General features: G+C 42.9%; 18 protein-coding genes. 14 read left to right on the top strand and 4 right to left on the bottom strand.

The genetic code is table 11. The features are described from left to right. The first annotated feature begins 6 nt into the window (after window positions 1-6). Both ACSZOX_RS05235 and ACSZOX_RS05240 read left to right on the top strand, forming a co-directional pair. Window positions 7-3,174: a SusC/RagA family TonB-linked outer membrane protein gene (locus ACSZOX_RS05235; RefSeq protein WP_437918758.1), complete on the top strand. Its 3,168-nt coding sequence runs from the start codon at window positions 7-9 to the stop codon at window positions 3,172-3,174. A gap of 174 nt (window positions 3,175-3,348) precedes the next feature. Then, entirely contained in the window at window positions 3,349-4,707 is a 1,359-nt protein-coding gene (locus ACSZOX_RS05240; RefSeq protein ID WP_437918759.1) for a RagB/SusD family nutrient uptake outer membrane protein, read from the top strand. A gap of 35 nt (window positions 4,708-4,742) precedes the next feature. Here the strand turns inward: ACSZOX_RS05240 and ACSZOX_RS05245 are convergent, their stop codons facing one another. After that, the gene (locus ACSZOX_RS05245; protein WP_437918760.1) at window positions 4,743-5,081 is read right to left on the bottom strand and encodes a hypothetical protein; all 339 of its coding nucleotides are present in this window, start codon (window positions 5,079-5,081) and stop codon (window positions 4,743-4,745) included. Window positions 5,082-5,287: 206 nt separating this feature from the next. Then, on the bottom strand, window positions 5,288-5,815 hold the full coding sequence (locus ACSZOX_RS05250; protein ID WP_437918761.1) for a hypothetical protein: 528 nt from the start codon (window positions 5,813-5,815) through the stop codon (window positions 5,288-5,290). 301 nt (window positions 5,816-6,116) lie between these two features. Between ACSZOX_RS05250 and ACSZOX_RS05255 the strand changes: the two genes are divergently transcribed. From ACSZOX_RS05255 to ACSZOX_RS05290, 8 genes are all read left to right on the top strand, one after another. Beyond that, window positions 6,117-6,245 carry a hypothetical protein gene (locus ACSZOX_RS05255; RefSeq protein ID WP_437918762.1) on the top strand — a complete coding sequence of 43 codons (129 nt, stop codon included), beginning with the start codon at window positions 6,117-6,119 and terminating at the stop codon, window positions 6,243-6,245. Between the two features lie 122 nt (window positions 6,246-6,367). Then, a complete protein-coding gene (locus ACSZOX_RS05260; protein WP_437918763.1) occupies window positions 6,368-7,276 on the top strand; it encodes a hypothetical protein in 909 nt (302 codons plus the stop codon). Window positions 7,277-7,352: 76 nt separating this feature from the next. Beyond that, on the top strand, window positions 7,353-7,673 hold the full coding sequence (locus ACSZOX_RS05265) for a hypothetical protein (protein ID WP_437918764.1): 321 nt from the start codon (window positions 7,353-7,355) through the stop codon (window positions 7,671-7,673). Window positions 7,674-7,689: 16 nt separating this feature from the next. Continuing rightward, window positions 7,690-7,992, top strand: coding sequence for a transposase (locus ACSZOX_RS05270; RefSeq protein ID WP_437918765.1), 303 nt, complete (start codon window positions 7,690-7,692; stop codon window positions 7,990-7,992). After that, window positions 7,971-8,849, top strand: coding sequence for an IS3 family transposase (locus tag ACSZOX_RS05275; protein WP_437918766.1), 879 nt, complete (start codon window positions 7,971-7,973; stop codon window positions 8,847-8,849). Before ACSZOX_RS05270 ends, ACSZOX_RS05275 begins: the two co-directional genes overlap by 22 nt. Before the next feature lie 44 nt (window positions 8,850-8,893). Continuing rightward, a complete protein-coding gene (locus tag ACSZOX_RS05280) occupies window positions 8,894-9,265 on the top strand; it encodes a hypothetical protein (protein WP_437918767.1) in 372 nt (123 codons plus the stop codon). Then, complete coding sequence (locus ACSZOX_RS05285; protein ID WP_437918768.1) at window positions 9,184-9,819, top strand: CHAP domain-containing protein; 636 nt, start codon at window positions 9,184-9,186, stop codon at window positions 9,817-9,819. Before ACSZOX_RS05280 ends, ACSZOX_RS05285 begins: the two co-directional genes overlap by 82 nt. 914 nt (window positions 9,820-10,733) lie before the next feature. Further along, the gene (locus ACSZOX_RS05290) at window positions 10,734-11,171 is read left to right on the top strand and encodes a hypothetical protein (protein WP_437918769.1); all 438 of its coding nucleotides are present in this window, start codon (window positions 10,734-10,736) and stop codon (window positions 11,169-11,171) included. Here the strand turns inward: ACSZOX_RS05290 and ACSZOX_RS05295 are convergent. Further along, window positions 11,158-13,743 carry an ATP-binding protein gene (locus ACSZOX_RS05295; RefSeq protein ID WP_437918770.1) on the bottom strand — a complete coding sequence of 862 codons (2,586 nt, stop codon included), beginning with the start codon at window positions 13,741-13,743 and terminating at the stop codon, window positions 11,158-11,160. The two genes, ACSZOX_RS05290 and ACSZOX_RS05295, sit on opposite strands and share 14 nt — an antisense overlap. A 178-nt stretch (window positions 13,744-13,921) precedes the next feature. Between ACSZOX_RS05295 and ACSZOX_RS05300 the strand changes: the two genes are divergently transcribed. The 3 genes from ACSZOX_RS05300 (at window position 13,922) to ACSZOX_RS05310 (ending at window position 16,712) form a co-directional block, all read left to right on the top strand. Then, window positions 13,922-14,137, top strand: coding sequence for a hypothetical protein (locus ACSZOX_RS05300; protein ID WP_437918771.1), 216 nt, complete (start codon window positions 13,922-13,924; stop codon window positions 14,135-14,137). Window positions 14,138-14,249: 112 nt separating this feature from the next. Beyond that, on the top strand, window positions 14,250-16,388 hold the full coding sequence (locus ACSZOX_RS05305; RefSeq protein WP_437918772.1) for a catalase: 2,139 nt from the start codon (window positions 14,250-14,252) through the stop codon (window positions 16,386-16,388). 138 nt (window positions 16,389-16,526) lie between these two features. Then, window positions 16,527-16,712, top strand: a complete 186-nt coding sequence (locus ACSZOX_RS05310; RefSeq protein ID WP_437918773.1) for a CsbD family protein — start codon at window positions 16,527-16,529, stop codon at window positions 16,710-16,712. A 90-nt stretch (window positions 16,713-16,802) separates the two neighbouring features. Here ACSZOX_RS05310 and ACSZOX_RS05315 read toward each other — a convergent pair whose 3' ends face one another. Then, entirely contained in the window at window positions 16,803-17,420 is a 618-nt protein-coding gene (locus ACSZOX_RS05315) for a hypothetical protein (protein ID WP_437918774.1), read from the bottom strand. Between the two features lie 524 nt (window positions 17,421-17,944). Between ACSZOX_RS05315 and ACSZOX_RS05320 the strand changes: the two genes are divergently transcribed. Beyond that, window positions 17,945-19,102, top strand: coding sequence for a zinc-dependent alcohol dehydrogenase (locus tag ACSZOX_RS05320; protein ID WP_437918775.1), 1,158 nt, complete (start codon window positions 17,945-17,947; stop codon window positions 19,100-19,102). The last annotated feature ends 24 nt before the right edge of the window (window positions 19,103-19,126 follow it).

Here is a 19,126-nt window from a genome sequence, read left to right on the forward strand (position 1 = left end):
ATTTACATGAAATATAGCTTAACTTTTTTCTTTGGCTTTCTACTGTGTTTAAGTAGTAAGGCCCAACCTTTTGTTACTCAATTAAAGGTGTCGGACGGGAACAAACCTATTTCCGAGGTCACGGTCTGGATAGATGGGCATGCGAAGGGGACTACGGACGCGAATGGTCTGTTTCTGCTACAACGGCTAGATAACTCGCCTTTTTCCCTGCGCCTGCTACATGCGCAATGGCAACAGCTTGATACGGTACTCCAACCAACGGTAGCGGAAATTATACTTTGGATGAAGCCTAAAGCTATCGAGATTGAACAGGTGGAGGTTTCAACCGGTTATCAGCATGTTGCGCGCTACCAGACAACGGGGGCTTTCGAGTCTATCGAGAGGGATCTTTTGGACAGACAGATCGGCACGACGATACTACCCATGTTGGATGGCTTAGCTGCCGGCCTTACATTTGATCGTAGGAAAGGGGCGATGAACAATCTTCAGATCCGTGGCCTGAGTACACTTTCTTCTGACCTCACCAAGCCGCTGATCGTACTGGATAATTTTCCGTATGAAGGTGACCTTGAATCTATCAATCCGCTCGATGTGGCAAATGTAACCTTGTTGAAAGATGCTTCTGCTTCGGCAATCTGGGGCGCGAAGGCTGGAAATGGTGTGCTGGTGATCACTACAAAAAAGGGGAACCGAAATCGCCCCTCGAAGATCGACTTTTCGTCGAATTTAACTTGGATTGAGAGGCCTGATGTTTTTTATGTGCCGCGGATATCCAGTGCTGACTACATTGAAAATGAAAAATTCTTGTTTGAGAAAGGGGCGTACAATACCAATCTGAACAATACGACAACGCGCCCGATGATTTCACCGGTTGTCGAACTGCTGGATGCTGTGCGTAAGGGTAAAATGGACGAGACGGATGCATTGGCGCAGATCGAGGATCTTAAGCAGTACGACATACGTGACGATTACAAAAAGTATTTGTACCGCACGGGATTTAATCAGCAATATTTCCTGAGTCTGAATGCTGGTAATGATCGCTTTGGCTATTTGTTTTCGACGGGGCTGGACAGAAATCTCAGCACATCCCGCGGAAATGCTTTTGATAGGGTTAACTTGCGGTCCATGAATACTTTTCAGGCTACGGATAAACTGAGCCTGCAGTTCGATGTCAACTTTGTGCACAGCAAGACTACGACAAACAACCCGGGTGAGCTTACCAATATTTATCCTTATGCCCGTTTGGCGGATGATGATGGCAATGCGCTTGCGGTGGACCGTTCCTACCGTTACAACTATATTGATACAGCAGGAGGCGGTCTTTTGATGGATTGGCGCTATTATCCGTTGAAAGAGATCGAGCAGCGCGACAATTGGTCGGGGAACAGTAACCTGCGGATGAATCTAGGTATGCGTTACGCTATTTCATCGGTCGTGAATCTGGATCTGCGTTACCAGTTTGAACGGGAATTTGGAAAGAGCTTCAACTACCAAAGCGAGGATCTGTTTTTTACCAGAGATCTGATCAATAGGTTTAGCACGATAACCAACGGGGCTGTAACCTACCGCATCCCAAAGGGTGGGATATTGGATCTTGGAAATTCTACAATGGGGGCACACAATGTGCGCGCACAGCTGAATATAGACCGCTCTTGGGGTATGGGGCATACGTTGACAGCGATGGCGGGTGCTGAAGTTCGTAAGATCGATACCGATGATTCCTATTATCGGACTTATGGATACAACGACAAGTTGAAAACAAACAGTTCGGTGGATTATGTGACGCGCTACCAGATATATGATAAACTGGCCGGTACACTGGCTATTCCTTATGTGGACAACTTTGCCTCGTCGGATAACCGGACGTTGTCCTTTTTCTCGAATGCCGCCTACAGTTATCTGCAGCGTTATACCTTATCGCTTTCGGCGCGCCGTGATGCTTCAAACTTGTTCGGCGTACAGACCAACGACAAGTGGAAGCCACTTTGGTCGGCAGGCTTGAAATGGACGGTGCATCAGGAGCCTTTTTTTCGCTCTGAATACGTAAACCAACTTATTGTACGCTCGTCTTTCGGGCATAGTGGCAATGTTAATAATGCTGTGCCGGCCGTGGCTACGATAAGTTATAACAGTTCATTGAGTACGCTGGCCCGCTTACCTTATGCTTATTTACAGAATGCTCCGAATCCGGACCTTCGCTGGGAGGATGTGGCGCAGTGGAACATCGGTATGGATGCTGCATTTCTAAAAAATAAGCTGACCTTGTCGTTTGATTATTACCGCAAGAATGCGACTGATTTAATAACGGCGGAGGATGCTGATCCCACATTGGGCATGTCGTCCTTCACCCGAAATAGTGGAAATTTACGGACGGAAGGGATCGACCTTAGCTTGGGGGCAAATCTGATCGATAGGGCATGGAAATGGAATGTGAACCTATTGGCTTCATGGAATGAGGACAAGCTGAAAAAGATCAATAGGGAAACACTCTCGCTGACAGCGGGGGAGTATTATATTCCACCGGCCGTGGAATACCCCATGAATGCCCTGTTTTCCTATCGCTTTATGGGGCTGAATCCGGAAACGGGCGCACCGTTAGGCTTGGTGGATGGTGAACTAAGTGAAGACTATGCCAGCCTGACGAATTCCTCAAAGATTACGCTGGATGATCTGGTATACCACGGAACGGTGGTGCCACGGTTCTTTGGTAATTTGCGGAATACGGTTGCCTACCGTGGATTTTCCTTATCGGTGAATATCAGTGGTAAATTTGCATATTTCTACCGTCGGGGGACCGTGCTTTATACACAGCTGATGAGTACCAGTTTTGTCCAGACCCACGGTGATTATGAGAAACGCTGGCAGAACCCCGGTGATGAGGCGCATACCACGGTACCTTCTGTTGTATATCCCGCGAGTACTTCCCGCGACAATTTTTATCGTCTGTCGGATGCAACGGTGGAGGATGCTAGTCATATCAGGCTACAGGATCTAAGTTTTTCCTATAGCCCGAGATGGATCGGGTATGGTGTAAAAGGAGCGACATTCCGCTTTTATTGCAACAACCTGAATGTCATACTTTGGAAAAAGAGTAAGGTAGATCTTGATCCCCAGTATGGAGCAAATATTCCAATCGCGAGGTCCTATGCACTGGGTCTTAATGTACAATTCTAAAAATAGACTTATGAAATGTCCACGAGTGCTTCACACAAACACGGATGAAAATAATCAGGACATTCCATATGGCCTTTAAAAGTCAAATTATTTACATATGAAATATTCATTTTAGACAAAACAGAAACACACATGGATATTCCATATGGCCTTTAAAAATCAGATAATTTACATATGAACATAAAATATAATAGCATTCTTTTGGGACTCACGTTCCTACTACCGGGTTGCAAGGATTTTTTAGACGAGAAACCGCTAAGCTCCTTGGCCATACTTGAAACATTGGACGACTATAAAGCGATTGTTCAAAATGAGTCGCGTATGAATAGTAATTATCCGTTTTGCTACGATTATGCTTCGGATTACTTTTACCTCAGTGAGCAAGATTATAATGCAGTGGACGAGACTGGTAGAAATGCGTACACTTGGCAGAACCAGCCTGCTCATCAGAACAATTGGTCGCAGAACTATACGCGTATCTACGATGCTAATGTGGTGCTCGACGGTATAGATAAGGCGGATCTCCTGAGTTGGACAGAAAGTGATAGGGCTGCAGTAAAGGGAACGGCTTATTTTTTTAAGGCATTCAGCCTGCTACCTCTGGCGTTGATCTATGCTCCGGCTTACGAACGAGAGCATAATTCGGGTAAATTAGGTATTCCGCTGCGTTACAGCTCGGATATCAATGAACGGATTACACGGGCATCTCTGGAAGAAACCTACCTGCACATCGAGGAAATACTGCTAAAAGCCTCAGCTTTACTGCCCTCGACGACCAAAGAAAAAACATTACCTACACGGGAGGCTGCATTTGCGGCTCTGGCCAGGTTGTATTTGTTGACGCAGGATTATGCGGCGGCGGCTCGCTATGCTGATTCTTGTTTAAAGATCAGTGAAGTACTGATCGATTATAATACACTGAACGCTACGGCGACGACAACGCAGTTTCCCGAACTGAATAGCGAGGTGATTTTTCACGCAACGAAAGGTGATTATTCGGCGATGTTGCTCATGAGTAGGGCACAGGTCGATTCTTCTTTATATGACCTATATGCAGCTAATGATATGCGTAAAAGTTTATTTTTTCGAAAAAATGCAGCAGGTGTAATGGGATTTTATGGTGATTATGCGGGGAATATTATTCTGACTTCGTTTTCAGGAATCGCTCGCGATGAAGTGTACCTGATACTTGCCGAGGCACAGATTAGAGTGGGAGATGTACAGGACGGAATATCCACCTTAAATAGATTATTGGCCAAGCGCATTCGTAGCAGCGAATTTGTTGCGCTATCCACAATGGATCAGCAACTGGCGCTTGATCTTGTACTATTGGAAAGGCGTAAGGAGCTTTGCTTTCGATCGGGCTTGCGCTGGATGGACCTCAAAAGATTGAATCTTGATGAATCGCGCACCACGGTAATAAGGAGGAAATTGGGGAATACGGTGTATGAGTTGGAGCCCAACGATGATCGCTACGTATTCAAGATTCCTGATCAGGTGATTGCGCTGAGTGGTATAACGCAGAATCCATAGGGCAAAAGAAAGGAGTGCGTAATGCACTCCCTTTCTTAATCGTTTCTCAGAAATACGTCGCCTTGGCTGGTATCTTTGTTTTGAATACGTTGTGCCAAAGGACTGTTTGGTTCGATTATCGGATTACCGTTTTCATCTGCTGGGGCTTTAATACCACAAAGGTTCAAGACACCTGTACAGTGCGTCGTCGAACCTTCAGCATAGTTTTCCGGGTTCATCGGGTCACTGGATACAGCTTGTGTGAATACCCAGTTTTGATCGGCAAGAGTTGCTTTTGGAGTGTTCTCTTTTACATCCTCGCCAGATAGGGCATAAGCACCGCTTCCTAGAAGTAGCGCAGCAGCCAATACAAACAACATTTTTTTTCTTTTCATAACGTTTTGTTTTTTAATGAACTGATTATTTATGAGCGAGTCCGCAGCAACAGCTGTAACGTAACGTTACCGGTTTGTTCCTCCCGGGGGAACCTGTCTTTAATTGTCGCTGTCAGCTCTCATTTTCAAAATTAGAATCTGTGAAGCGTTACAGATTGGCAAAATGCTGCAAGCCGTTGGCTAAATAATGTGTTCGGTAGTCCTTGTTAGAATATCTTTCGTAGGTATTCGCGACTAATTCCTAAAAACTGTGCAAGCTCGATCCGGGGAAGTAAGACATCGAGACGTTCGAATTTTGAGCGGAAAGCTTTCAAACGTTGTGTTCTTGGCATCTCTAAAATACTCGTGCGGAAATCGACGTCTTTTTCCTGCTTAGCTCGAAGATGGTCATAGACTTCAATCATACAAGGGTATTGTCGCGCAATTTGGTAGCGTACGGGGAGTGGCAATAGCAGAATTGTACTATCCTCCAGTGCTTTGAAAAGGGGAGGTTTTGCAATCAAGGGAACGATGATCAATTGGTTGGCCTGTATGTAGCGTTGTGGAATATTTTTGAGGTATTTACCGATCGTTCCTCGCTGCACAAAGTAAATATCGCCCCTTTGGCTTGGAAGAGGTTCTCCACGTTCGAGCTGGATCTCTTCAAAATAGGTCGGTAACAAGGGGACTTCCTTTTTCCACTCCGGAAAAATGGAGGTCAGGTAGGTCGCTAAAAAAGCGTTCTCTTCATTCATAGTTTCTAGGCTTGTGTAAGCCGGAAATATAGATGTTCTTTTTTTGTTTCTTTCTTCCGTATAAAAATGACGGATTGGATGTACGATTCGATAGAAACGGTTGACAAACGGTCATATTGCTTTTAGTTTTTATTTTATTTTCCATCGAAATAGCCCTTTCGGCTAAGTTTACTTCAAATTTATTCTTTGCTTGAAATATTCAATATTTGCTCATCAGCTGATTGTTTTACGGTAAAAATCGTACGGTTTGACGAGAGTGGTCCGACTCGTTTGGTTACGGGCCAATTGAATAAAATAAAGCATGGATACTACGTTTGAAATTGCAGATGGAATGGCTTTTATAGGCCAAAGTCTCATGGATCTTGAAGGAGATGAAGGAATATTGGATGATTTCCTTGATGACGACAAGTGCTGGGTAACTATCCCCTAAGCGCACCCACCTCGTTGTTTTACGATTGGGGGTAGTCTAACCAAAATGTGTGTTCCGAAGGTATGCATGCAACAAACCTAGGCCTTCGGATACCTATAATTACTAAACAACAACTAGATATTATGCAACCTGAAAATAAAGAAAATATGCAGCGTGCCCTTTGGTATGCGAATGTGCTACAGTATTTCCCTCGCCTGAATTTGGATGATTTGCGTGCTGCCTTTGCGGATTGGCAGCAAAAGAAAAGGGAGTATATTCGATTTTATGATGCTTGTAATTTGGCAGTTTTGAAAAAAGGTATGCCGGAGAAAATCCTTGACGGAGAGGCTGGTCTGTTGATTACCTTCCATACAGGCCCGTATCGCTTATTGCCACGTTTGCTTATTGCTGCCGGGTATAAGATCGGACTTGTCGCATCGTCTAAGGTCATTGCGCGTGAAAAGAGCTGGTATGCAGAGGAACTTCTGGCAAATAACATTTCGCTGGATAATTTTTCTTGTATGGAAGCGGATAAGCCTACTGTATTGAAACAGATAATTACGGCAATCGAAGCAGAAAAACGGTGGGTGTTGGTGTTCCTGGACGCTGATGAAGGTCAGAAAAAGCATTCTGCAAATCTTTTACATGTCAAGCTCTTTCATGGGCATGTGTATTTTAGAAATAATTTGTTTTTATTCGCTGAGCGTTTCGGTATTCCAGTGGCAATCGTCTACATGGAGGATCGCGCTCAAAATGGAAATTGGCAGGTTGCCATACATAATCAATTTTATCCTGACGCAAAATCTGTAAAAGGTCATTATGCGAAACAATGTGCTGATGCAATACGGACAGGTTTTCCAGCAATTATTGGCAGAGATTGGACGGCTTGGGAGAATTGGTCTTTGCTACATTGCTATCAAAAGGAATACATAGTCCCTAAGCAGCTGGATCTCACAAATCCGGTATGGGTGATGCCTTTTTTAGTGGGTAATAGGCGTTTTTTCTTAGATATGTCAAATAGACAATTTTTTGAAATTCTATCTCCTTTGTAGAAATAATTTGTAATTTCCCCACCTCGACAGTTTATTAAACCTGAGCTGTCGTATACATTTAGTTTATTCTTTTGCTATGTCATTCACTGTTAAAAATTGGCGAACAGAGAAATTGCATACTTGGCAGCGCCTATTTATCGGAGTGTCCCTTGTTGTGCTTTCCCTATTTGCGATGTTGTGGAGCGTTTTGGATCGTTTCACAGTCTGTTCCTTTATCGCGTTTACCGTGCCATATCTGGTTTGTTTCTTCATTTGGTTCTTTGCGTTTGAATTGATCGATCCGTATTCGAAACCAAACCTGTTGCTTGCGCTTCCACTGATTTTCTTTATCCTTTTAAGCACCAGCTACTTTGTGGAGTTAGTACATTTGAGTAGAGACAGATTTAATGATGAATAATTAAATTTGTTTAACTATGGGAAATCGAGTATTTGACGAACAATTCAAAAAGATGGCCGTTGAGCTTTCTACGGTCAAAGGCTCAGTAAAGGCAGCAGCAAGGGAACTGGAGATGGATCCGAGTTTATTGAGCAAATGGCGGAACGACCCACGCTATAACGGGGGACATATTATCCTAGATAAGCCTGGTTTGAGCGAAGAGGAGCAGAAGATACGTCGTCTTGAAAAAGAGCTGAAGGAGGCCAGAATGGAACGTGACATCCTAAAAAAGGCGGTCAGCATCTTCTCCAAGGGAGATTGGAACGATTCAGGTTCATAGCCTCCAACCTGAATAAGTATCCAGTTGAGAAGATGTGTAACATGCTACAGGTAAGCAATAGTGGTTATTATAAATGGGTCAAACGTCCATTGTCAAGGCGAGCGATGGAAAATGAAGTGCTAACGGTCAAGATACGGGAGGTTTACCAGGAAAGCCGGGGTGTTTATGGCAGCCCAAGGATCACCAGACATCTGGGAAACAATGGCATACAGGTATCACAGCCAAGGGTGGCCAGGTTGATGAAAAAGATAGGGTTGAAAAGTATCACCAGAAAAAAATACCGGGTATGCACAACAGATTCCTCACACGGTTACCGTATATGCAAGAATCACCTTGACAGGGATTTCAGTGCAGCGGAAACGGGCAGGAAGTGGGTAAGTGACATGACCTACATCGCAACCCGGCAGGGATGGCTGTATCTCACTACGGTGATGGACCTTGCCGACAGGAAGATCATCGGGTGGTCTTTGAGTGATGGCATGAAGGCCGATCAGACGGTAATACCCGCTTTTAAAATGGCGATGGCAAACCGTAAAGCGAAGGGGACTTTGCTCTTTCATTCGGATCGTGGTGTGCAATACGCATGTGATGAATTTAAGGCTCTACTGAAGAAATATCCCGTACTGCAAAGCATGAGTAGGAAAGGGAATTGCTGGGACAACGCCCCGATGGAAAGCTTTTTCAAATCGATTAAATCCGAATGGATATATCATCATGAATATCTTGACCGAAGACAAGCTTCACTGGCCGTATTCGAGTATATTGAAAGTTGGTATAACAGGAAAAGGCTCCATTCAGCTCTCGGGTATTTAACACCTGCCCAGTATGAAAAATTGCTGTTGGATCAGGTCGCTTAGGGTTATAGGGTTAGGAAAAATCAACCTAACCTAAATACTGAAAAATGTCTCCACTTTTTTGTTATAATTCCATAGCCTTGGAATTATCGGGGAAACATAAGGTCGGCATTGCTTTGCTAATGCTGGTCGGGGTATTCCTTTTTACGGGTACGGTCTTACAGTTTGTGGATCCTACCGCCGGCGTTCTGGATATCGGTATCCTATCGGTTTTTGCCTTGGGCCTATTGCTGGGCATCGCTGCTATTTTCTGTAGCCTATGGTTGCAGGAGATTCTCTGGCAGCCCTTCAAGACTTTCCGCAACGAATTTAATTACCACTTTAATCAATTGACATCATGGCAACAGGCTATTCTTTATTTTTCGGTGTTCTTCTTATCGGTATTTGCCTCTTTGTGGGCTTTGGCGATCGTTTTCTAAGTAACGAAAGCGACATGCTCGATGCAGAAAACGTTTTGCAGCTCGAAGGGGAACAGGCCAATGCTTTGGAAAGTACGGTGGTTGTGGTATCGGTTGATGAGCCGATACCCGATCTCCGCCAACGTATCGTTGTCCTTGCCGAACAGGAACTAGGCGTAAAAGAGAAAACCGGCAACAACGATGGCGATCGGGTAGAAGAGTACCTCCGCTATACCGGGCTTGGCAAAGGCCACGCATGGTGTGCGGCTTTCGTCTGTTGGTGTTATGGGGAATCGGGCCTTAACCAACCGAAGAACCCCTGGAGCCCGGCACTCTTTCCCACAGCGCGATCCTATTGTACAAGCAGATCGGGATGCGACACGTCGTCACCAAAGCCGGCCGATCTCTTCGGCATCTACAGCAGCAGCGCCAAGCGGATCAACCACGTCGGCCTCATCAAAACCACAACCGACAAGTACATCATCAGCATCGAAGGCAACGTCAACAACCAAGTACAATCCAAACGCCGACATTTAGCAACAGTATACGCATTATCAGATTGGATTTTGAATTAGTTACGAAGATATTAGTTACAGAGTGATAGAAGAGTTACGAGGTTACATTTTTGCAAAGTCGTGAAGTCGTGAATTCGTAAAGTTGTTGACATTAGTTACGAAGTGATGGAGGAGTTATAAGGTTACATTTTTGTAAAGTCGTGAAGTCGTTGATTCGTGAAGTCGTGAAGTCGTGAAGTTGTAAAGTCGTTGATATTAGTTACAGAGTGATGGAGGAGTTATAAGGTTACATTTTTTGTAAAGTCGTGAAGTTGTAAAGTCGTTGATTCGTAAAGTCGTGAATTCGTAAAGTCGTGAAGTTGTAAAGTCGTTAATTCGTAAAGGAAAAACAATTGTACAAGAAATAACGCCTTGAAACCGATTTTAAAGTCGTGAAGTCGTTGATTCGTGAAGTTGTAAAGTCGTTAATTCGTAAAGGAAAAACAGTTGCACTACAAATCCTTAACGATCAATGTCGCCTTGAAAGCTTTGCAATATGTAGAATTTTGCCTTAGCACAGACTTATCCTGCAAAGGTTTCCAGCGACGATTTTTTTTTGCATCCTTTTTTTGGGAAAAAAAGGATGAGCCCAGCCCCGGCTCGAGGGGCAAGAAAACTTACATCCTTATCCTGCAAAGGTTTCCAGCGACGATTTTTTATGAATTCGTGTTTGTTTTTTTGTATTCATGAGCTCCCTACGGTCGGTTTGCATCCTTTTTTTGGGAAAAAAAGGATGAGCCCTGCCCCGGCTCGAGGGGCAACCACTTTATGAAGAAAAAAGTAATGCCCTGTCCTGGCAAAGGACAAAAAAGAAGCTTGCTCCGGCTCAAGGGGCAACCACTTTATTTAGTGCCCTGCAGGCGGCTTGTTTCGTTCGAGTTTGCCTTTAAAAAAGCCAAATTCGAGCGAAACATTTTTATTTAAATAAAAACCTTATGAAAACAATCACAATAACACTAATAATCCTACTATTATTATCCTGTAGAACCTACAAAGAAAAAGTACAGCAGGAGAGTAGAAGCAATGCCCTAACGGAAGAAAGCAAAACAGTGCAGCACACATACCAGTGGATGCAAAAAGACAGTTTAAACCGCCGTTGGTTTTTCTGGACAGATACATCATTTACATACCATCCCGATAGCGGTTTACGCGCAGCTTCTGGGCACTTATGGATGGAAGAAAGCGTAACACGTTCATCGGATTTACAAGAAACGGTTGCGGAATCAGAAAAGCTGTTGAAGCAAGAAGAAGATTACGAATCATTCCTTAGCAGCAAGACGGTGCGCATTAGAAGTTGGTATTTATACATTGGGATCGGTTTACTATTAATAGTGATTTGCACAATGCTGTGGCGTAAGCTTAAGTTTTTTTAATGAGTTCGCGTTTTAATAAAGGTATACTAAAGGAAAATTTACTACCCTTACCAAGTTTACTTTCCGCCCATATTTTCCCTTGGTGACGCGTTACGATTTCATAACATAAATATAAACCAATTCCGAATCCCGAAATGTTACGTTCGGTGTTGTCATTCACTCTGTAATAACGTTTAAAGATATTGCTCAAATCATTTTTAGATATACCCATTCCTTCATCACTAACGCTAATGATAATGTCGGTATCATCACATTTGCAGTTGATGCCGATTTTGGTCCCCGATTTTGAGTATTTCGCAGCATTAGTTATCAGATTGTTTACAACCTGTGCTATTTTGTCCTTATCTGCATAGACCGTTTTCGCTTCCGTAATTGAAAGCTCGATTTTATGTGTCAGCAAAATAGATTGAAGCTCTTGCGTTAAATCGTCTAGTAAAGAGTCTATCTCAAATTCACTGTGCTCCATATGGATCTTTCCCGATTCCAGTCTAGATACATTCAGGAAGCCATTAATCATCTTGGTCATTTTATGAACTTGTGCAATTGCTTTTTGAGACATGTCGACACAGGTTAATTCACTATTCCGCTCCGCATTTTTTCTGAGTAGTTGAAGGTATGCACTGATTGATGTTAATGGCGTCTTCAGTTCATGACTTACCATTGCAATAAAATCGTTCTTTCGCTGATCATCCTGTTTTTGCTCGGTGATATCTATTATTACGCCACTAAATACTGCTGTATGTTCAATATCGGTTTTAAATAGGCCACTATAAGCTTTGATCCAACGGACTTCATGGTCATTGAATCTCTGTATGGGATATTCGATGACGTATTTTTCTCTTTGTGTAATACATTCTACAATCTTTTGTCGAACCCGCTCCCGATGTTCTGGCAGTATCTGCTTAATGGTCTGATTGTAGCTTAACTCTATTTCTAATGGGAAACCATAAATCTCCTTAAAACGTTCCGAACAGCTCATCTCCATACTATCTACAGCTATACGATAGATTCCCATGTTGGCGGTTTCTATAGATAAGCTTGCAATCGCCTCAGCTTGTTGTATCTTTAATCGATCTTTTACCTCATTTGTTACATCGTGGCAAAGAACCAGTATATCGCTATTTTCGGTGTCGGTACTGTAATGTTTCTGAACAACCAGATTCAGGTAGCGACTTTGTTTAACTCCTTCGACTTCAAATGAAAGGTATTCATTGTACAGCTCTTTTTTCGAGTTTAGGTCTGCCAGATCATTTAGAAAAGGGTTAATTTTTCTGTACAGTTCAGGAAGTTCGCTTTCTAAATTCTGATTTGAAAGTTTATTGGGCGTGGTCAGAAATATTTGAGCGAGCTCGGCATTAACGACCGTTACTCTGCGATCTGTACGCTGAAAAACAAGTATGCCTATGGAAGCTTCTCTTACCAATTGCTCGAAACGGACAGTACTAGCTTTGAGCTCTTCAATAGTTTTAGATAGTCTGGTTTGTGAATGATGAAGTTTGGTATTGGTTGCGTGTTGTTCCTCATTGACTGCTGTGAGTTCCGCGTTCAGCGTGGATATAGCCTTTTGAGAACTCTTAATTTCTTGATTCGCAAGACGTAAATTTTCGTTAGCCTTGTTGTAGTCGTCAAGTAACTGCTGTTGTCTCATTTTTCCAAGTGTTCGCGCAGTAACATTCTCTGCCATGACCAATATATAAGTAGTCTCGTCATTTTCATCCAATATTGCTGTGTAAGAAAAATCCATATAGACAAGTTCTTTGCTTCCGTCTCGAATAAGTTCCACCGGTGCATCTGTACTGTGATAAGTGGTTTTTTTAAGATACACCTCATCGAGTATTTTTGGAAACGCTTGATAGCGCATTTCAGGCAGATAATCTATTAGACGCTGACCGATTGCACGCTCGTCCTTGTCCCATAATGTCAACATATATTTGTTAGCCATCTGTAGCACCATCTCCCTTGAACTCAGTATGGCAACCCCTATAGGCAAATTGCTGATGGCTGTAGACAACTCGCTGATATATTCCAGGTCTGTCTTGGAAACAGAATACAAACAATTGGCAAACTGCGCTTGCAATTGTTCTTTTGTAACGCTGCGAGCGGGATGTACATCTTTTAATTCATTGAGAAAACTATTTACAAAAGTTGTTGGTTTAAAATGAGATGAATAGGTTTTGGGATTGTTACTTCCCTTTTTAGACATGTCCGGCAGTGGTAACCGTTCGCATTCAACCCAGATAGCTAGCGAATCGCGCGAATGGGGGGAACAAGAAGGAATAGTTATGCTAACGTTGAAGCCTGCAATGGCATAATTGTCCTCAACGCTAACAGGCAAATTTTTTATCTCGAAGCTGCTGCCTGTTAGTATAGCCTGTAAAGACCGCGCTATATCGTTTGGCGCAACCAACTGCAAAAATGTAGTGAAAGATGAAAGTTCTAGGTTGAGCCCCGTAATTTTTAAAAACTCGATAAACTTCTGATTTTTGTACGTAATGGTCAAATTTGGCAGACTTACTAAACAGACTGCGACAGGACTATGTTCTAGATATTTGCTCGGTATTGTCTTTTCCATTCCTTACATCGAATTTTTTGGCTCAACTAAGAATTTGTATCTATTATATAATGTCAAAATGCAACATAATGTTTGGAGCATGGCTTTTAGTAAACGATTTATTGAGTTTAGGTAGGATTTGAAAATGAACTATTTGTCGCACATATTGTTCCATCAACATATAAATAATTCAGATAGTATGGCAACAAAAGTAGAAAATGAATTGAACGGTATAGGAGAGAAAGACAAAAAGCGGAAAGGCAATACGTATAAAGAACTCGGATCGGTAGTCGAAAAAACCGAAAAAACGAAAGATGCCGATGCAGAGGCGGGCGTGGACCCACAGGCGGAACAATTGAATGATATGCCTAATGATCCAACAGATAGACCAAAAGAGAAAAAAACTGGAAAATAGGTGAGCGTATATCTGATTTCACCGAATGTTCTTGAATCATTCTAAATTGCTTATACGGTGAACTATATTGTGAAGAGGCTGTTCTTTTGAAAATCTTAAACAGAGTTTCATCATGAAAAAGGATATGCCAACTTCCAACCAAAGCGCCAAACAAAAAGATCTCGTGCGTAATACACTTGATTCCTCGGATAAACCAATGACTACCGATCAGGGAGTCAAGATCAACAACGACGCCAATTCGCTCAAAGCTGGTGAACGTGGGGCAAGTTTACTAGAGGATTTCATCCTGCGCGAAAAGATTACGCATTTTGATCACGAACGCATTCCAGAGCGTATTGTACATGCACGAGGAAGCGCTGCACACGGTTTTTTCGAACTTTACGAAGATTTGAGTGCCTATACAAGGGCAGGTCTATTTACAAAGGTGGGGCAGAAAACACCTGTTTTCGTTCGATTTTCTACCGTAGCAGGCAGCAAAGGTTCTGCAGATCTAGCTCGCGATATACGGGGCTTTGCTGTAAAATTTTATACCGATGAAGGTATATTTGATCTAGTGGGCAACAATACACCGGTATTTTTCATTCAGGATGCCATGAAGTTTCCGGATCTCATCCACTCGGTGAAACCTGAACCCGATAATGAAATCCCGCAAGCGGCTTCCGCACATGATACTTTTTATGATTTTGTAAGCTTGGCTACGGAGACGCTGCACAACCATATGTGGGCAATGAGCGATCGCGCAATACCGCGTAGTTTGCGTATGATGGAGGGGTTCGGCATTCATACATTTAGGTTGCTTAATAACCATGGAGAATCCCATTTCGTAAGGTTTCATTGGAAGCCTGATTTGGGCGTACATTCGGTCACTTGGGACGAAGCGGTGAAGATAAACGGTGCAGATCCTGACTTCCATCGGCGGGACCTTTGGGAAGCTATCGAACAAGGACACTTCCCTACCTGGGAACTCGGGCTACAGATTATTCCAGAAGAGGACGAACATCGTTTTGAATTCGATCTACTGGATGCGACAAAGCTTATTCCTGAGGAATTGGTTCCTGTGCGTATCGTAGGCAAGATGACGCTGGATCGTAACCCTGACAATTTCTTCGCCGAGACAGAACAAGTTGCTTTCCACCCAGGACATATCGTTCCGGGCATCGACTTTACGAACGACCCCTTGTTACAGGGCCGACTTTTTTCGTATACGGACACACAGCTATCGCGGTTGGGAAGTCCAAACTTTCACGAATTGCCGATTAATAGATCAATTGCAGAGGTGAATAACAACCAGCGTGATGCGCAGATGCGGACGACGATAAACAAAGGTAAAGCGGCTTACCATCCCAATAGCATTGGTGGTGGCTGTCCATTTCTATCGAAGATCGCCGACGGGGGCTTTAATAGCTACGAAGAACGTGTAGACAGTAAGAAAGTACGCGCGAGATCTGCAAGTTTTAAAGACCATTTTTCTCAACCAGCCTTATTTTATCGAAGTTTATCTGCTTGGGAAAAAGAACACCTGATCGGCGCATACTCTTTTGAACTAGGAAAGTGTCAAATAGATGCCATCAAATCACGCATGCTGTATCTGCTTAACCACATCGACAGTTCTCTCGCTAAACGTGTATCGGATAACATTGGACTTGCAATTCCTAAAAAAATAGAAGGACCAATGAATATGAATATTGGGGCGGATGAAGATCCGTCTACGCAGCAACCAGGCAAGCTGAAAAACTACCTAGAACGTTCAGCAGCGCTCAGCCAGGATAAAGAAAAACCTTCTCCGATAGCAAGCCGTCAGGTTGCGGTTTTAGTTGATCACGGTTTTGATATGAAGGGCTTTGAAAAGTTTAAAAAGGCACTCGAGGCTGAAGGTGCATCCGTGAAAATAGTATCGCCAAGTGGTGGGATAATCTCGTGTAGCCAAGGTATGAAACATAAGGTCGATGCCCAACTTTCTACGACGGAAAGTGTATTCTATGATGCTGTTTTTATTCCTTGCGGGGAGAAAAGTGTTGCATCACTTGCTGAACAAGGAAAAACAATTAAGTTTATCAATGAGGCAATAAAGCACTGTAAGACGATAGCATTCCTCGGCAAGGCTGTAAAACTACGAGACCTTTCGGTAGCAAAGGATTTTTTGGATGATAAAGCGGTCTTTACAGACGGGAGTCCTAAGGATTTTATCAAGGCATTGGCGATGCATAGAAATTGGGAGCGTGAGCCGCATACTGTTAAAATTGCGGTGTAGCAAAAAGCTTAGCTAATACAGGAGCACTATGGTTAGTAGACTATGATACTTGTTTTTTTAAGAATTTAAAATAATACAACTTTCCTTTGAACCATTTGTTGTTTCGCTCGTTCTTTAGTAAAAGAAAGGAGTTTTATAATGAGTGAATTAACTTGGAAAGGTCGTTGGAACGAAATTAAAGGAAAAGTCAAACAGCAATATGCCGACTTAACAGACGATGATCTCTTGTATGCCGAAGGCAAGGAAGAGGAATTACTGGGCAAGTTGCAAAAAAAGACGGGAAAAACTAAAGATGAGGTCAACAGCTGGCTGAATGATCTTTAAATTTAATGATCTTTAAATTGATTCTAAGTTTAACTGATAGAACTGGAGATAACGTAACACCATACGCTCCAGTTTTTTTGTGCACTTTTGTTACGTATCATGTCGTAAAAATCCTTTGGTTAGTTTTTCCCATTGCGGGGAGGAAAAACCTAATTTCGCAGCTACACCAACAGCGCTATTTCTTATTTTTTCCAAGATATTTGTGCTTTGAAGGTTGATCTGTTCATTGCGACCATAATATCGCACAATTAATTTGTGTTCTTGAACACATAGCGTGAATGTACTGCTTGCTTGCCTATTAAAAAAATGTGCCGAAATGTTTTGTTCCATTTTCTCGGGGACTGCTGTTGTTTTAGGCATTGCTGTAGGTTGCAGGGTTATTCGTATAGCATCTTTAAGTTCCTCAAGTAGGGTAATCCTAACCCAATCAAATCCATCGCCGAGAAAACTTCCGGGTCCTGGAATATCGATCTTAACGTAATCTCCTATGCGGGCATTTCCTGTAATTTCATTGGCAAATCCATCGCATAGTGTAAACCTTGCACTTGTTGCACTTCCGGCAACGATATGCCAATTATTTACGTCCAGCAATCTGTTTCTCGCTTGCTGGTAAGCAGCTGTGGTAGCTGCTTCACTCTCATAATGTTCAACTGCACGTAAGTCCAATTGTTTCCCATCTTGTTGTTGGGGAATTTGAAATTTTTCCATGCTGTACTTTTATTAAAGAAAGCCTCTGTTAAAAAATAGTTTTGGGAACTAATTTATTTTTAACAAAATGGATAATGCGATTGTAGTAAGATAATGTCGTTAGCTGTTCTGTGTGAAATAATGTGTGAAATACCACCAAGCGAAGAATAAAACAGTAGTAAAGATATAAACGGGTAAATTCCGCGCACGAATCACGTATAATTTATTGGGCAAGGGCGCGTGTTTCTGATTGCAGGCGCGAAATACGAAAGCTGCTGAATTTCGGCTATTAGATCATTTACCGTAATAACTTTTCGAAGTAGGTATTTTTTCGTTTAAGGATCCACTCCTCAAAAGCCTTTTATTGAGGTCTCTAAGCCCGTTTTCGTTAAAACTAAGCCATACCACTTTTTTGTATCTTATTTAGGCTTTTTGGCTCGCTGAAACAAAAGCTGCAACTATCCCGTTCTTGTTAAAAATCGCTCTGCAGCGTTAAAATGCTCCATAAATAATGGCAGTGATGTTTTATAAAAAAAATAATAACTATGAAAGCAGCAGTATTCCATAAGCCCGGGCATATCAGTGTAGATAATGTCGAAGATCCTAAACTTCTCGATGCTCGCGACGTTATTTTAAAGGTTACAGCGACCGCAATTTGCGGCTCCGATCTGCACATCTTCAACGGGGCTGTACCACAAAAGGAGGATCTTATTATGGGGCATGAGTTTATGGGAATTGTGGAAGAAGTAGGTGCAGAGATTACAAACTTGAAAAAAGGAGATCGCGTTGTCGTTCCTTTTCCTATAGCTTGTGGGACATGCTTTTTCTGTACGCACGATGCATCTCCTGCCTGTGAACATTCCAATTACAAACACTATGGCCCGAATGGCGACCTGCTGGATCAAAAAGGTGCAGCTCTATTTGGCTACACGGATCTTTATGGCGGTTATTCAGGAGGACAGGCTGAATATGTTCGCGTTCCTTATGCCGATATCAGTCCACGCATTGTACCAGATCATCTGAGCGATGAACAAGCGCTTTTTTTGACGGATATTTTTCCAACGGGATGGTCGGCAATTGATTGGGCACAGCTGAAAGGAGGCGAGGTAGTCGCTATTTTCGGGTCGGGCCCCGTCGGGCTTATGGCTCAGAAAGCCGCTTGGTTAAATGGCGCTGGGCGTGTGATTGCAATAGACCCGCTAGATTATCGGTTGGCTAAAGCCAAAGCTGTGAACAATGTGGATACGTTGAATCCCCGTGATGTGGATGTGGTTGAGGCGATTCGAGAAATGACAAGAGGACGCGGCGCGGATGTCTGTGTCGATGCAGTAGGCTTTGAACCCGAGCGGGGCTTTTTTGATAAGGTGAAGGCCACCGTCAATTTTGAGGTGGGATCGATGAAGGTATTGGATATGTGCTTCAAAGCGGTGCGTCGAATGGGGACGGTATCTATTGTGGGCGTCTATGGCTCTCCATACGATAATTTTCCGTTACATCGTATTTTCGATAAAGGGCTTACAATAAAACAGGGGCAGGCACCGGTTTTAAACTATATAGATAAACTGATAGCACTTGTCAATGATGACAAGGTCGTCCTCGATGATATCATTACGCACAGTCTTCCGCTATCGGAGGCAGAACATGGATACGAAATATTTGATAAAAAGAAGGATGATTGCGTTAAGGTCGTACTCAAGCCGTAAACTAAGACACAGGCTATCGACGTA

The sequence above is a fragment of the Sphingobacterium sp. LRF_L2 genome, from assembly GCF_965644235.1.
Lineage (GTDB): Bacteria > Bacteroidota > Bacteroidia > Sphingobacteriales > Sphingobacteriaceae > Sphingobacterium.

What these genes read in the sequence shown, in the direction of transcription:
- ACSZOX_RS05235 (WP_437918758.1), top strand. Translation starts at nt 7, where the DNA reads ATGAAATATAGCTTAACTTTTTTCTTTGGCTTTCTACTGTGTTTAAGT.
- ACSZOX_RS05240 (WP_437918759.1), top strand. Translation starts at nt 3,349, where the DNA reads ATGAACATAAAATATAATAGCATTCTTTTGGGACTCACGTTCCTACTA.
- ACSZOX_RS05245 (WP_437918760.1), bottom strand. Translation starts at nt 5,081, where the DNA reads ATGAAAAGAAAAAAAATGTTGTTTGTATTGGCTGCTGCGCTACTTCTA.
- ACSZOX_RS05250 (WP_437918761.1), bottom strand. Translation starts at nt 5,815, where the DNA reads ATGAATGAAGAGAACGCTTTTTTAGCGACCTACCTGACCTCCATTTTT.
- ACSZOX_RS05255 (WP_437918762.1), top strand. Translation starts at nt 6,117, where the DNA reads ATGGATACTACGTTTGAAATTGCAGATGGAATGGCTTTTATAGGCCAA.
- ACSZOX_RS05260 (WP_437918763.1), top strand. Translation starts at nt 6,368, where the DNA reads ATGCAACCTGAAAATAAAGAAAATATGCAGCGTGCCCTTTGGTATGCG.
- ACSZOX_RS05265 (WP_437918764.1), top strand. Translation starts at nt 7,353, where the DNA reads ATGTCATTCACTGTTAAAAATTGGCGAACAGAGAAATTGCATACTTGG.
- ACSZOX_RS05270 (WP_437918765.1), top strand. Translation starts at nt 7,690, where the DNA reads ATGGGAAATCGAGTATTTGACGAACAATTCAAAAAGATGGCCGTTGAG.
- ACSZOX_RS05280 (WP_437918767.1), top strand. Translation starts at nt 8,894, where the DNA reads ATGTCTCCACTTTTTTGTTATAATTCCATAGCCTTGGAATTATCGGGG.
- ACSZOX_RS05285 (WP_437918768.1), top strand. Translation starts at nt 9,184, where the DNA reads ATGGCAACAGGCTATTCTTTATTTTTCGGTGTTCTTCTTATCGGTATT.
- ACSZOX_RS05290 (WP_437918769.1), top strand. Translation starts at nt 10,734, where the DNA reads ATGAAAACAATCACAATAACACTAATAATCCTACTATTATTATCCTGT.
- ACSZOX_RS05295 (WP_437918770.1), bottom strand. Translation starts at nt 13,743, where the DNA reads ATGGAAAAGACAATACCGAGCAAATATCTAGAACATAGTCCTGTCGCA.
- ACSZOX_RS05300 (WP_437918771.1), top strand. Translation starts at nt 13,922, where the DNA reads ATGGCAACAAAAGTAGAAAATGAATTGAACGGTATAGGAGAGAAAGAC.
- ACSZOX_RS05305 (WP_437918772.1), top strand. Translation starts at nt 14,250, where the DNA reads ATGAAAAAGGATATGCCAACTTCCAACCAAAGCGCCAAACAAAAAGAT.
- ACSZOX_RS05310 (WP_437918773.1), top strand. Translation starts at nt 16,527, where the DNA reads ATGAGTGAATTAACTTGGAAAGGTCGTTGGAACGAAATTAAAGGAAAA.
- ACSZOX_RS05315 (WP_437918774.1), bottom strand. Translation starts at nt 17,420, where the DNA reads ATGGAAAAATTTCAAATTCCCCAACAACAAGATGGGAAACAATTGGAC.
- ACSZOX_RS05320 (WP_437918775.1), top strand. Translation starts at nt 17,945, where the DNA reads ATGAAAGCAGCAGTATTCCATAAGCCCGGGCATATCAGTGTAGATAAT.